The organism is Rhodococcus sp. AB351 (assembly GCF_049538275.1).
Taxonomy (GTDB): Bacteria; Actinomycetota; Actinomycetes; order Mycobacteriales; family Mycobacteriaceae; genus Rhodococcus.
In genome coordinates this window covers 51,780-64,433 of the sequence record NZ_JBMVFW010000002.1, presented here as the reverse complement: position 1 = coordinate 64,433, position 12,654 = coordinate 51,780, and the positions used below count along the sequence as shown (strand labels likewise).

The window sequence follows — 12,654 nt, the reverse complement described above, 5'->3', positions numbered from 1 at the left end:
ACTCTCGTGCCCGGATCGCCATGCGCGGTCCGGGCACGAGTCGTACATACCGCTCGTATGCACTCTGACCTGCGCTCGGAGTGGCGCGACACGCGGAATGGGAAAAAAATTTCTCGGCCCGCCGAATCGCCGGAACAGCGGGTCGGTGAGCGGGGAAGCCGCCCGGCCCGATGCCGCCCCCTCTGTCGCGGCGGATACCCGGTGACCTGCGGTTTTTCGCTGTTCGAGCAGTTCGCGGCGATGTCTCGACGCCGATCGGGGGGCGCGAGATCCACTGCGGAAACGGCGTGCACTACCGCACGGATTTTCGAGCGGATCGCCGGGGGGTGGGTTCGCATTCGTCGGTGGTCGTGAGTACGGTCGCTATCGCCGCTGGTTACAGCGGTGAAGACTCGAAAGCCAACGATGAGACGGAGGAACCGTGGCCCTTCCCCAGCTGACCGATGAGCAGCGCGCCGCTGCTCTGGAGAAGGCGGCTGCTGCCCGTCGTGCCCGGGCTGAGCTCAAGGAGCGCCTCAAGCGCGGCGGCACCGACCTCAAGCAGGTGCTCAAGGATGCCGAGAACGACGAGATCCTCGGCAAGATGAAGGTGTCGGCTCTGCTCGAGGCCCTGCCGAAGGTCGGCAAGGTCAAGGCGCAGGAAATCATGACCGAGCTGGAGATCGCCCCGACCCGCCGTCTGCGCGGCCTCGGCGACCGTCAGCGCAAGGCCCTGCTCGCCAGGTTCGATTTCGACGCCTGAGCACCGTGGTAGCTGACGCACGACCCGTGACGGACAGCGCACCCGCAACGCGGAGGGGCCGGCTGGTGGTACTGGCCGGACCCTCCGCGGTGGGTAAGTCGACCGTCGTACGCCTTCTGCGGAGCCGGATCCCGGATCTGCACTTCAGTGTCTCGGCCACCACCCGGGACCCGCGACCGGGCGAGGTGGACGGGGTGGACTACCACTTCGTCGGCCGCGCCGAGTTCGACCGGATGATCGAAGCCGGTGAACTGCTCGAATGGGCCGACATCCACGGCGGCCTGCAACGATCGGGCACTCCGGCCAAGCCGGTGCTCGACGCACTCGCCGAGGGACATCCGGTGCTCGTGGAGGTCGACCTCGCGGGAGCGCGGGCCGTCCGTGCCGCGATGCAGGACGCAGTCCTCGCCTTTCTCGCCCCGCCCAGTTGGGAGGTGCTCGTCGAGCGCCTCACCGGCCGAGGCACCGAAACCGACGAGGTCGTCGCTCGCAGGCTCGATACCGCCCGCAGCGAACTGGCCGCGCAGGACGAGTTCGACGTCGTGATCGTCAACGACGATGTCGACCGGGCCTGCGATGAATTGGTATCCTTGTTGGTTGGACCCGGAGCCGACTGACCGTCCGCGCCTCGAGCGCGTCCGGCTGCCGGTTCCGGCGCCCTCCCATCCCGCGACATCTCAGGAGAACACCGAGTGAGCAGCATCCAGGCAGCCGCGACCGACCTCGAGGGCAACACCCTTCCGGTCTACGACACCCCCACGGGTATCACCAACCCGCCTATCGACGAGCTGCTCGAGCGCGCCTCCTCGAAGTACGCGCTGGTGATCTACGCGGCCAAGCGGGCACGCCAGATCAACGACTACTACAACCAGCTCGGCGACGGCATCCTCGAGTACGTCGGCCCCCTCGTGGAGCCGGGCCTGCAGGAGAAGCCGCTGTCGATCGCCATGCGCGAGATCCACTCGGATCTGCTCGAGCACACCGAAGGCGAGTGAGCAACCCCGCTTCGAGCGGCGAGGCCGGATCCGTGCAGCGCCGCCGTATCGTCGTCGGTGTCGCCGGTGGCATCGCCGCCTACAAGTCCTGCGCACTGATCCGTGCCTTCACCGAGAGCGGGCACCATGTGCGGGTCGTCCCGACGGAGTCCGCCCTCGAATTCGTCGGGCGCGCCACCTTCGAGGCGCTCTCCGGCAATCCCGTGCAGACCGGGGTCTTCGCCGAGGTGCCGCAGGTGCCGCACGTCCGGCTCGGGCAGGAGGCCGACCTCGTCGTCATCGCTCCGGCCACCGCCGACCTCATGGCGCGGGCGGTCGCGGGTCGCGCCGACGACCTCCTCACGGCCACCCTGCTCACCGCGCGGTGCCCCGTGATGTTCGTGCCCGCGATGCACACCGAGATGTGGGAGCACCCCGCGACCGTCGACAACGTCGCGACGCTGCGCCGCCGCGGTGCCGTGGTCGTCGAACCGGCGTCCGGTCGTCTGACGGGCAAGGACACCGGTGCCGGGCGGATGCCCGAACCCGACGAGATCTTCAATCTGGCCTCGCTGCTGCTCGAGCGGGCCGACGCGCTGCCCCGCGACCTCGCCGGTCGCCGCATCGTCGTGTCCGCCGGCGGTACCCGTGAACCCCTCGACCCGGTGCGCTTCCTCGGCAACCGGTCGTCCGGCAAGCAGGGTTACGCGCTCGCCCGTCTCGCCGCGCAGCGCGGTGCCGACGTCACTCTCGTCGCCGGCAGCATCGCGGGTCTCGACGACCCGGCCGCGGTCGACGTCGTCCGGGTCCAGACGGCCGCACAGATGCAGGACGCCGTCGCCAAGCACGCCTCGGGTGCCGACGCGGTCATCATGTCCGCGGCCGTCGCCGATTTCCGGCCCTCCACCTTCGCGACCAGCAAGATCAAGAAGGGCGAGGGCGAACCCGACTCCATCGCGCTGACGAAGAACGACGACATACTCGCCGGTCTTGTCCGGGCGCGTGCCGACGGCGGCCTGTCCGCCGAGACGGTCATCGTCGGATTCGCGGCGGAGACCGGCGACGAACACGGCGACGTGCTCTCCTACGCCCGCGAGAAGCTCGCCCGCAAGGGATGCGATCTGCTCGTCGTCAACGCCGTCGGGGAAGGCAAGGCGTTCGAGGTCGACGACAACAACGGCTGGTTGCTGTCCGCGGACGGTTCGGAAACGGCCCTCGCCCACGGATCGAAGGCTCTCATGGCCAGCCGCGTGCTCGACGCGTTGGGACCTCTGCTGGCGGAACGCAGCAGAATCGGGTGATTTCAATACTCGCGCCGACGCCTGCGGAGCAGTAGCGTCGGCACTGCGATCGGGTCCTTCCGGCCCGATCGGGGAGCGCATGCTCCATACGGTTTGTCCGTCCAGCGCCTGGCGCACAGTCGAGAGGGAGTTTCGTGAGCAAGACCGGCGGTCGTCTTTTCACCAGTGAGTCCGTGACCGAAGGGCATCCGGACAAGATCTGTGACGCGATCAGCGACTCGGTTCTCGACGCGCTCCTCACCGAGGATCCTCGTGCCCGGGTAGCAGTGGAAACCCTCGTCACCACGGGTCAGGTGCACGTGGTGGGTGAGGTCACCACCTCGGCGTACGCCGACATCCCCAAGATCGTCCGCGATCGGGTACTCGAGATCGGTTACGACTCGTCGTCGAAGGGCTTCGACGGCAACTCCTGCGGTGTCAACATCGCGATCGGCGCGCAGTCGCCCGAGATCGCCGGCGGCGTCGACGTCTCGCACGAGGCGCGCAGCGGTGTGCTCACCGACGACGAGGTCGCTCGTCAGGGCGCCGGCGACCAGGGCCTGATGTTCGGATACGCGTGCTCCGACACGCCCGAACTCATGCCGCTGCCGATCTCCCTCGCGCATCGCCTGTCGCGCCGGCTCACCGAGGTCCGGAAGTCGGGGGTCCTGCCGTACCTGCGTCCCGACGGCAAGACCCAGGTCACCATCGAGTACGACGGCGACAAGCCCGTCCGCCTCGACACGATCGTCATCTCGACGCAGCACGCCGCCGACATCGATCTGAACAACCTGCTCACGCCGGACCTGCGCACCCACGTCGTCGACGCGGTGCTCGCCGACCCGAACCTGGCCGATCTCGACACGGCCGACGTGCGTCTGCTGGTCAACCCGTCCGGATCGTTCGTCCTCGGCGGCCCGATGGGCGATGCCGGCCTCACCGGTCGCAAGATCATCGTCGACACCTACGGCGGCATGGCCCGTCACGGTGGTGGCGCGTTCTCCGGCAAGGATCCGTCGAAGGTCGACCGTTCGGCCGCCTACGCGATGCGCTGGGTCGCCAAGACCGCCGTCGCCGCCGGTCTCGCCGACCGCATCGAGGTGCAGGTCGCCTACGCGATCGGCAAGGCGGCTCCGGTGGGTCTGTTCGTGGAGACCTTCGGCACCGAGAAGACCGACCCGGCCCGCATCCAGCAGGCCATCGGCGAGGTCTTCGACCTGCGTCCGGGCGCGATCATCCGCGACCTCGACCTGCTGCGCCCGATCTACGCGCAGACCGCTGCGTACGGCCACTTCGGCCGTACCGACATCGACCTGCCGTGGGAGAACACCGACCGCGCCGACAAGCTGCGCGCGGCCGCCGGTCTGTAGATTCCGATCGGGCCCGGGTGGCTGCTGATTTCGACGCCGCCGAGGTCGATCCGGTCGCGCGGGTTCTCCCGCTGCTACCGGTTCCGCACCTCGACCGGGAGTTCGACTACCTGATCCCGCGCGACCTGGACGCGGACGCCCGCCCGGGCGTCCGCGTCCGCGTCCGCTTCGCCGGACGTCTCGTCGACGGTTTCCTGCTCGCACGCGCCGCGACGAGCGATCACACCGGCAAGCTCGGCCGGCTCGACCGGGTCGTCTCGTCCGAGCAGGTCCTCACGCCCGAGATCGCTGCTCTGGCAGAGGAAGTCGCGACCCGCTATGCCGGGACCCGGGCCGACGTGCTGCGTCTGGCGGTACCTCCGCGACACGCACGCGTCGAAGCCGAGGCGCCGCGTACACCGGAAACTCCGCCTGCCCCGGAGATCGAGCACGCGGCATGGAGTCGGTACCGGCACGGCGAGAACTTCCTCGAAGCGCTCGGCGGCGGCCGTGCCCCGCGCGCGGCCTGGCAGGCGCTGCCCGGTGAGGACTGGCCCCGACGGCTCGCCGAACTCGCCGCGCTGACCCTCGCCTCGGGGAAGGCGGCCGTGCTGGTCGTTCCCGACCAGCGCGACCTCGACCGTCTCGTGACGGCGTGCGCCGACGTCGCCGGCGCCGATCACGTCGTCGGCCTCGCCGCCGGCCTCGGACCGGCCGAACGTTATCGACGCTGGCTCGCGGCGCTGCGTGGATCCGCCCGCATCGTCGTCGGAACGCGGGCTGCGGTCTTCGCCCCGACGCCCGAGCTCGGGCTCCTCGTGGTGTGGGACGACGGCGATGACCTGCACTGCGAACCGCGGTCGCCGTATCCGCACGCCCGCGAAGTGGCTGCTCTGCGCGCCCACGCCGTGGGTGCCGCCATCGTCATCGCCGGGCACGCCCGCACCGCCGAGACCCAGGCACTCGTCGACGCCGGCTGGGCACACGATCTCGTGGCACCCCGCGACGTCGTACGGGCGTGCGCGCCGAAGGTCACGGCCCTCGCCGACAGCGACCACGCCCTCGCACGGGATCCGGCCGCGCGTGCCGCGCGACTGCCTGCCATCGCGTTCGCCGCCGCCCGATCCGCCCTCGCGGCCGACCGCCCGGTGCTCGTGCAGGTACCGCGGCGCGGGTACGTGCCCGCGCTGGCGTGCGGAAAGTGCCGGGCACCCGCCCGGTGCCGGCACTGCAACGGCCCGCTCGCTCTGCCCACGGCGGCCGGTCCCGACGGTGCCGCGATCCCTGCGTGCCGCTGGTGCGGTGTCGCCGATGCGCGTCACCGCTGCCATGCGTGCGGCGCGCGCTCGTTGCGGGCCGTGGTGGTCGGGGCGGCCCGCACCGCCGAAGAACTGGGCCGCGCCTTCCCCGGCGTGCCGGTCGTGACCTCCGGCGGCAACGACGTCAAGCACACCGTGCCCGGTTCGGCGTCGCTCGTCGTCTCCACCGTGGGTGCCGAACCGGTCGCCGAAGGTGGTTACGGGGCGGCGCTGCTCCTGGACGGGTGGGCGTTGCTCGGCCGTGCCGACCTGCGCGCCACCGAGGAGACGATGCGCCGCTGGCTCACCGCGTCGGCGCTCGTACGGTCGTTCGCCGACGGGGGACAGGTCGTGGTCGTCGCCGATTCCGGCATCCCCACCGTGCAGGCGCTCGTCCGCTGGGATCCCGTGGGGCACGCGCAGTCCGAGGTCTCCGAACGAGCCGAGGTCGGTTTCCCACCTGCGGTCCACATGGCCGCGATCGACGGGTCGTCCGCGGCGGTCGCGGAACTGCTCGAGGCCACACACCTGCCCGAGGGAGCCGAGGTGCTCGGGCCCGTGCCGCTACCGCCGGGGCAACGACTGCCGTTCGGGTCCGAGGGACCCGAACCGGAGGACGTGCACCGGATGATCGTGCGGGTCGCACGCGAGCGCGGTCGCGCACTCGGTCGCGCCCTGCGAGACGCGCAGGCCACCCGCACGGCGCGTCGCGCGGACGGGCCGCTGCGGGTCCAGGTGGATCCGCCGCGTATCGGCTGAACCGGCCGAGGTGAGCGGGCGCGGATCGCCACCGCGCGGCTAGGCCGCTTTCGGAATCGGTTGCGACGGAATCGATGCGGCGTCCGTACCCTTCCACAGTGCCGCGAAGTCGTGGCGATGGCGTATGCCGAGGACGTGCACGAGGATGAAGCGCGGTACGGGCGGCACGAGATGCACGACGTGATCGCGCGAGGAGTCGTCGAGGCCGTCGATCAGCCAGTTCCCTTCCTTGCCGAGCTGCTGCATGCCTTTCGGCTCGATATTGAACTCCTGGTCCCACGCGCGCCACTGCGCATCGGTGATACTGGTCGAGACCAGCGGCATCATCTCCCGCTCCTCGCGTTCGAGATGGGGTAGTAGCACCTCGGACAGGCGGGACAGTGCTGCACCGAGTGCCTCCCCGGAACCGGGGCGGTCGGCGCGGAAATCCCGGGCGGCGTCCTCGACGGTGGCGATCGCAGGCTCGATGGTGCGGTGGTCGGCGTTCATCCTCTCCACGAGCGGCGCCGCGTCGGGATTGCACTGCACCACGCGCGGATAGAGCCCACGGTCCTCGGACTCGTGGTGATGGTGCAGGAAATCCATCATCCACAACACATGATCGGCGAGAGCCACTCGGTGGGTCTCCTGCCATGTCTTCGTCGAGGTGGCGACCTCGATGCGGAGTAGGTCGCGGCGGAGGGCGGAATGCACGATTCCCATGATTCGGGTATCGGCAGGTCCGTCGGGATCGGTGATCATGACGACTCCCGTGAATCGACGAGCAACGAGACCTGCGGAGCGCAGGCGGGGATCTGCGAGGACGGTGGGGGCACCGTGTTCGCACCGTGGGGTTTCCGTCGACGGAGGCTGTTCCCAGTGTCGATCCGGCACGGACCGAGCGCAAGACCCGCCCGCTGCTGTCCTGCATATGTACGACAGCGACACGCGTTGCCGGAGATATTATTTGTCACAGTAACGGAGCCGGTGATTGTGACCGATCTCTTCAGTAGGTGCCGGGGAGGCACAGGAGGAGAGGGCGGACGAATGAGTGCCGGGCGGAGTGTCGGTGGTGCCGTCGGAGCGTGTGTCGTCGCGATGCTGACTGTGGGTGCAGCGGCACTGACTGCGGGCGCAGCGGCGGCGCAGCCGCTCCCGTCCGACGACGGACCGATCCTCGGTCTCGGGGAGGGGTCGTACAGCAGCGTGCCGGTCCCGGTGGGACCGGTGGCCACCGGGCACGCCGAAGCCGCCGAATACGCCGAGAACAACCCCGATGTCGCCCCCGCGGGTAGCAACGACTTCGCGTGCGTGCCGTCCGAGGAGCACCCCCGTCCGGTGGTGCTCGCGCACGGCACCGATTCCAACGCCTACTCCGACTTCGCTGCTCTCTCACCGCTGCTCGCCGCGTCCGGCTGGTGCGTGTTCGCTCTGAACTACGGGTTCGCCGACGGCGCCGAGGACTACGGCACGGGCGACATTCGGGTCTCCGCAGCACAGTTCGGTGAGTTCGTCACCGAGGTTCTCGACGCCACCGGTGCGGAGGAGGTCGACGTCGTCGGCTACTCGCAGGGAGCCACCGTCGCCCGCTACTACATCAACGAGCTCGGGGGTTCCGAGGTCGTCGACCGGTGGGTCGGAGTCGCGTCGCCGAGCTACGGCGGCACCTTCTACGGCATCGGGGCAGCCTTCGCCACGCTGCCCGGAGCGACCGACATCGTCGAGGGCGAGTTCTCCGTCGCCCTCGTGCAGCAGCTCCAGGGGTCGGAACTGCTCACCGAGCTCAACACACCCACCGACACCGTGCCCGGCGTGCGCTACACGACCATCGGCAGCGAGGTCGACGAGGTCATCCAACCTGCCGGCAACGTCGCGCTCCACGGTGAGGGCGCCGTCAACCACGTGATCCAGGAGCTGTGCCCGCAGGATCTGACGGGTCACTTCAACATGGTCTACGACCCGTTCTCGCTGCAGCTCGCGCGGCATGCGCTCGACCCCGACCGGTACGCGATCGGGGAGTGCACTCCCGTCGCGCTCGGCACCGGTATCCCCGAACTGATCCTGCAGTCCAACACCTGAGCTCCCTGCTGCTCGGGCACCGACCTCCGTGAGGTGACCGCTCGGCGCGGTGATGCAGGTCCCACGACGTCGACTCCCTAGACTGTGAGAGATCATCGCCGTCGAAAACTGGAGCAGCATCCGTGACATCCCCGCACAGTCCACACGCAGCGCACCCCACCTCCTGCCCGGCGGTGCTCTGACATGCGCGTGGTCTTCGCGGGAACGCCGGAACCCGCCGTCCCGTCGCTGCTCCGCCTCATCGAGTCGACGCGCCACGAGGTCGTCGCGGTGGTCACCCGCCCCGACACCACCGCCGGTCGCGGCCGGAAGGTCGTGCGATCGGCCGTGGGGCAGATCGCCGACGAACACGGCATCGAGGTCCTCACGCCGCGCTCGCCGCGCGACCCCGAGTTCGTCGCGCGGCTGACCGAACTCGCACCCGACTGCTGCCCCGTGGTGGCCTACGGCGCCCTGATCCCGCAGGACGTCCTGGACATCCCCACGCACGGATGGGTGAACCTCCACTTCTCGCTGCTGCCCGCCTGGCGCGGCGCGGCGCCCGTCCAGGCGGCGATCGCCGCCGGTGACGAGATCAGCGGAGCGAGCACCTTCCGGCTCGAGGCCGGACTCGACACCGGTCCGGTCTACGGCGTCGTCACCGAGACGATCCGTCCCACCGACACCGCCGGCGACCTGCTCGGCCGACTCGCCGAGGCCGGTGCGACACTGCTCGAATCCACCCTCGACGGACTCGAGGACGGCATCCTCACGCCCGCACCGCAGCCGGCCGACGGTGTTTCGCACGCGCCCAAGGTCACCGTCGAGGCCGCTCAGGTGCAGTGGACCCTCCCCGCACACGTCATCGACCGCCGGATCCGCGCCGTCACCCCCGCTCCGGGCGCGTGGACGATGATCGGCGACCTGCGCGTGAAGATCGGCCCCGTGACAGTGACCGACGAGACCCTCGAACCCGGTGAGCTCGACATCCGCAAGGACGGTGTGCTCGTCGGTACCGCCACGACTGCCGTCCGGCTCGGGACGGTGCAACCGCCCGGGAAGAAGGCGATGGCAGCCACGGACTGGGCGCGCGGCGCCCGTCTCGACCCGAAGGTGCGTGCGCGATGAGCGAATCCGGCAGGCCCCCGCGGGGCAAGCGCAATCCCGGAGGACGGAACCCGGCAGGCCGCGGGGGACGCAACGGCGGAGGGAAGCCGAACCGCAATCCGGCGTCCGAACACACCCGCCGGCCGTCGAAGCCACCCGCCGACCCCGCACGCGTCGCCGCGCGGGACGTGCTGCGCGCGGTGCGCGAACGGGACGCCTACGCCAATCTCGTTCTCCCGTCGCTGCTCCGGGAACGGCATCTCGACGCGCGCGACGCTGCCCTGGCCACCGAACTCACCTACGGCGCGGCCCGTGCACGGGGTCTGCTGGACGCCGTGATCGCCGACGCCGCGAACCGTCCCGTCGACGAGATCGACGGTGCGCTGCTCGACGTGCTGCGTCTGGGTGCCTACCAGCTGCTGCGCACGCGCGTCGCCCCGCACGCCGCCGTCGCCACGAGCGTCGACCTCGTCCGGGCCGAATTCGGAGCGGGCCGAGCAGGTTTCGTCAACGCGGTGCTCCGTCGTGTGGGGGAGCGTTCGGAGGAGGAGTGGATCACGCTGCTCGCCCCCGACGCGGACCGCGATCCGGTGGGTCACCTGGCCTTCCGGTACGCCCACCCCCTGTGGATCGCGCAGGCGTTCGCGCACGCGCTCGGATCGGACGCCTCCGAACTCTCCGACGTCCTCGCGGCCGACGACGCGCGCCCGATCGTCCACCTCGTCGCCCGCCCCGGGGTCATCACCGCGGAGGAACTCGCGCTCGTCACCGGCGGCGAGATCGGACCGTGGTCGCCCTATGCAGTGCATCTCGAGCACGGCGATCCCGGCCGCCTCGAACCCGTCCGCGAAGGCATGGCCGCAGTGCAGGACGAAGGCAGCCAGCTCGTCGCACGAGCCCTCACCCTCGCGCCCCTCGTCGGCGAGGACCGGGGCCGCTGGCTCGATCTGTGCGCGGGACCGGGCGGAAAGGCGGCACTGCTCGGCGCCATCGCCGCGATCGACGGGTTCGCCGTCGACGCGGTCGAACCGGTCGAGCATCGCGCGGAGCTGGTCCGCAAGACCGCTCGCGACCTGCCGGTGACCGTGCACGTCGCCGACGGGCGCGAGCCCGGACTCGAACCGGGCTACGACCGGATCCTCGTGGACGCGCCCTGCACGGGACTCGGCGCGTTGCGTCGACGTCCCGAGGCGCGCTGGCGCAGGCAACCCGGCGACGTCGCCGAACTCGTGCGCTTGCAGAAGGAACTGCTCGCATCGGCGATCGGACTGCTGCGTCCCGGTGGTGTGGTGCTCTACTCGACGTGTTCACCACACGTCTCGGAGACGGTCGCCGTCGTGTCCGACGCGGTGCGCCGCCACGGTGTCGAACTGCTCGACACCCGCGAACTCGTCCCCGGCGTGCCGCGGGTCGGGGAGGGGCCGGGAGTCCAGCTCTGGCCGCACCGCCACGGCACCGACGCCATGTTCATGGCCGCGCTGCGTAAACCGGAGCGCTGACCGCGAGGTGCCGCGCTCCGGACCGGTCGGGCGAAAGCAGCACGCGTACGTCGATCGGTCCGAATAGGGTTTCGGTCATGCCCGAGATCGTCACCCTGACCATGAACCCGGCGCTCGACGTCACGACCTTCACCGACGCGGTGGTGCCCACCCGCAAACTCCGCTGCGACGAGCCGTTCTACGACGCCGGTGGGGGAGGAGTGAACGTCGCGAAGGTCGCGCGCGTGCTCGGTGCCTCGGCCGCCGCCGTCTACCCCGCCGGTGGTGCGCGGGGTGAGCAGATGAGCGGTCTCCTCGACGACGACGACGTCGAGGAGCACATCGTCCCCATCGCCGGGTCCACTCGCGAGTGCTTCACGGCCATCGACCGCCGCAGCGGTCAGGAATACCGGTTCGTCACACCCGGTCCCGAGCTGACGGACGAGGAGCAGGAACGCTGCCTCACGACGCTCGAGAAGGTCGCCGAAGGGGCGAAGTACGTGGTGGCCAGCGGCAGCTTCCCGCCCGGTGTACCCGGCACCTTCGTCCGACGCATCGCCGCGGCGGCGCACGAAGCCGGCGCACGGTTCGTCCTCGACTCGTCGGGCGATGCGCTGACCAGCATCGATTCAGGGGTCTACCTCGTGAAACCGAGCCTGGACGAGTTGTGCGAGTGGACCGGGCGGGAGCTGGTCACCGACGACGAGCAGATCGCGGCCGCGCGGGAACTCGTCACCTCCGGTGTCACGGAGATCGTCGTCGTCTCGCTCGGGGCGGACGGGGCGATCATGGTGACCGCCGACGAGGCCGTGCGGGTGGCGGCCCTGGCGGCCAAGGTGCGCAGCGCCGTCGGCGCCGGCGACAGCATGGTCGCCGGACTTGTCGTCGGACTGCTGCAGGAACGGTCGTTGCACGACGCTCTGGCCCTCGGGATCGCCTGTGGCACAGCCGCCCTGCTCACCGCGGGCAGTCATGTCTGCCGTCGTGAGGACATCGACCGCTTCGACGCCCTCGCACGCGTGGTCTGACGACCCGCCGTTCACACCGCGCGGGACCGTGGATCCCGCAGGGTGCGAACGGCTTCGGTGAGTGTCGAGTGGATGTACCCGAGCTCCGGACTCGCAACGTCCGACCAGTCCGCCGACTCGTCCGTCGCTGCGTCGTCCGTCCACGCGGATGTGTCGGCGCCGGGATCGTGCCGCTGGATCCACCAGAGATTGCCGGACGGATCCGAGAACCGGGCGAGGACATCGCCGAAGAAATCCGTCGGCCGTGTGACGATCTCCGCGCCGTGCTGCGTGGCACGTTCGAGGACGGCATCGACGTCGTGCACGTGGACCCGCACGAAGGCGGGTGTGAAGGGCCAGTCCGGTTTCCGGTCGGCGACCACGAGCACGGAATCGCCGACCCGCACCTCGGAGTGGAGGAGGAGCCCGTCGTGGTCGAGGGTGCGCGCCTCGGGCACCTCCTCGGCCTCGAGGACGGCGACGAGGAAGTCGACGAGTTCGGCTGCGCGGTCGGAGATCAGGAAGGTGTCGACGGTGTTCGATCCGTCCGGTCGGGGAGGGAGGAATTCGCGGTGATGGAGAGCGGTCACGATGATCCTTTCGATCGGGTGACTGCCAGACTT

At 70.1% G+C, this 12,654-nt stretch carries 12 protein-coding genes; 10 read left to right on the top strand and 2 right to left on the bottom strand.

The window, feature by feature from the left end; genetic code table 11:
• The first annotated feature begins 421 nt into the window (after window positions 1-421).
• From mihF to ACPCXD_RS06295, 6 genes are all read left to right on the top strand, one after another.
• Entirely contained in the window at window positions 422-742 is a 321-nt protein-coding gene (gene mihF / locus ACPCXD_RS06320; RefSeq protein WP_006551450.1) for an integration host factor, actinobacterial type, read from the top strand.
• Window positions 743-807: 65 nt separating this feature from the next.
• Window positions 808-1,359, top strand: coding sequence for a guanylate kinase (gene gmk, locus ACPCXD_RS06315; protein WP_016691679.1), 552 nt, complete (start codon window positions 808-810; stop codon window positions 1,357-1,359).
• A gap of 75 nt (window positions 1,360-1,434) precedes the next feature.
• On the top strand, window positions 1,435-1,737 hold the full coding sequence (gene rpoZ / locus ACPCXD_RS06310; RefSeq protein WP_016691680.1) for a DNA-directed RNA polymerase subunit omega: 303 nt from the start codon (window positions 1,435-1,437) through the stop codon (window positions 1,735-1,737).
• Window positions 1,734-3,017, top strand: coding sequence for a bifunctional phosphopantothenoylcysteine decarboxylase/phosphopantothenate--cysteine ligase CoaBC (coaBC, locus tag ACPCXD_RS06305; RefSeq protein WP_423658930.1), 1,284 nt, complete (start codon window positions 1,734-1,736; stop codon window positions 3,015-3,017). Before rpoZ ends, coaBC begins: the two co-directional genes overlap by 4 nt.
• A gap of 134 nt (window positions 3,018-3,151) precedes the next feature.
• The gene (gene metK / locus ACPCXD_RS06300; RefSeq protein ID WP_016691682.1) at window positions 3,152-4,366 is read left to right on the top strand and encodes a methionine adenosyltransferase; all 1,215 of its coding nucleotides are present in this window, start codon (window positions 3,152-3,154) and stop codon (window positions 4,364-4,366) included.
• A gap of 17 nt (window positions 4,367-4,383) precedes the next feature.
• Window positions 4,384-6,402: a primosomal protein N' gene (locus tag ACPCXD_RS06295; RefSeq protein ID WP_016691683.1), complete on the top strand. Its 2,019-nt coding sequence runs from the start codon at window positions 4,384-4,386 to the stop codon at window positions 6,400-6,402.
• A 39-nt stretch (window positions 6,403-6,441) separates the two neighbouring features.
• Here ACPCXD_RS06295 and ACPCXD_RS06290 read toward each other — a convergent pair whose 3' ends face one another.
• Window positions 6,442-7,143 (bottom strand): hemerythrin domain-containing protein, encoded by a 702-nt coding sequence (locus ACPCXD_RS06290; protein ID WP_160875008.1) that lies wholly within the window; start codon window positions 7,141-7,143, stop codon window positions 6,442-6,444.
• A 285-nt stretch (window positions 7,144-7,428) separates the two neighbouring features.
• On the opposite strand from ACPCXD_RS06290, the gene ACPCXD_RS06285 reads away from it, so the two are divergent.
• The 4 genes from ACPCXD_RS06285 to ACPCXD_RS06270 all read left to right on the top strand — a co-directional run bounded on the left by ACPCXD_RS06285 (window position 7,429) and on the right by ACPCXD_RS06270 (window position 12,052).
• Window positions 7,429-8,460, top strand: a complete 1,032-nt coding sequence (locus tag ACPCXD_RS06285) for an esterase/lipase family protein (protein WP_229568021.1) — start codon at window positions 7,429-7,431, stop codon at window positions 8,458-8,460.
• A gap of 183 nt (window positions 8,461-8,643) precedes the next feature.
• On the top strand, window positions 8,644-9,567 hold the full coding sequence (fmt, locus tag ACPCXD_RS06280; protein WP_229568022.1) for a methionyl-tRNA formyltransferase: 924 nt from the start codon (window positions 8,644-8,646) through the stop codon (window positions 9,565-9,567).
• Window positions 9,564-11,045, top strand: a complete 1,482-nt coding sequence (locus ACPCXD_RS06275; protein WP_423658927.1) for an RsmB/NOP family class I SAM-dependent RNA methyltransferase — start codon at window positions 9,564-9,566, stop codon at window positions 11,043-11,045. Before fmt ends, ACPCXD_RS06275 begins: the two co-directional genes overlap by 4 nt.
• Window positions 11,046-11,122: 77 nt before the next feature.
• Complete coding sequence (locus tag ACPCXD_RS06270) at window positions 11,123-12,052, top strand: 1-phosphofructokinase family hexose kinase (RefSeq protein ID WP_423658926.1); 930 nt, start codon at window positions 11,123-11,125, stop codon at window positions 12,050-12,052.
• Window positions 12,053-12,063: 11 nt separating this feature from the next.
• On the opposite strand, the gene ACPCXD_RS06265 is transcribed toward ACPCXD_RS06270, so the two are convergent.
• Window positions 12,064-12,621 (bottom strand): VOC family protein, encoded by a 558-nt coding sequence (locus ACPCXD_RS06265; protein ID WP_423658924.1) that lies wholly within the window; start codon window positions 12,619-12,621, stop codon window positions 12,064-12,066.
• Window positions 12,622-12,654: the final 33 nt, after the last annotated feature.

Excerpts from the sequence above, each read along its gene's own strand:
- ACPCXD_RS06290 (WP_160875008.1), bottom strand. The coding sequence starts at position 7,143 with ATGATCACCGATCCCGACGGACCTGCCGATACCCGAATCATGGGAATC.
- ACPCXD_RS06285 (WP_229568021.1), top strand. The coding sequence starts at position 7,429 with ATGAGTGCCGGGCGGAGTGTCGGTGGTGCCGTCGGAGCGTGTGTCGTC.
- fmt (WP_229568022.1), top strand. The coding sequence starts at position 8,644 with ATGCGCGTGGTCTTCGCGGGAACGCCGGAACCCGCCGTCCCGTCGCTG.
- ACPCXD_RS06275 (WP_423658927.1), top strand. The coding sequence starts at position 9,564 with ATGAGCGAATCCGGCAGGCCCCCGCGGGGCAAGCGCAATCCCGGAGGA.
- ACPCXD_RS06270 (WP_423658926.1), top strand. The coding sequence starts at position 11,123 with ATGCCCGAGATCGTCACCCTGACCATGAACCCGGCGCTCGACGTCACG.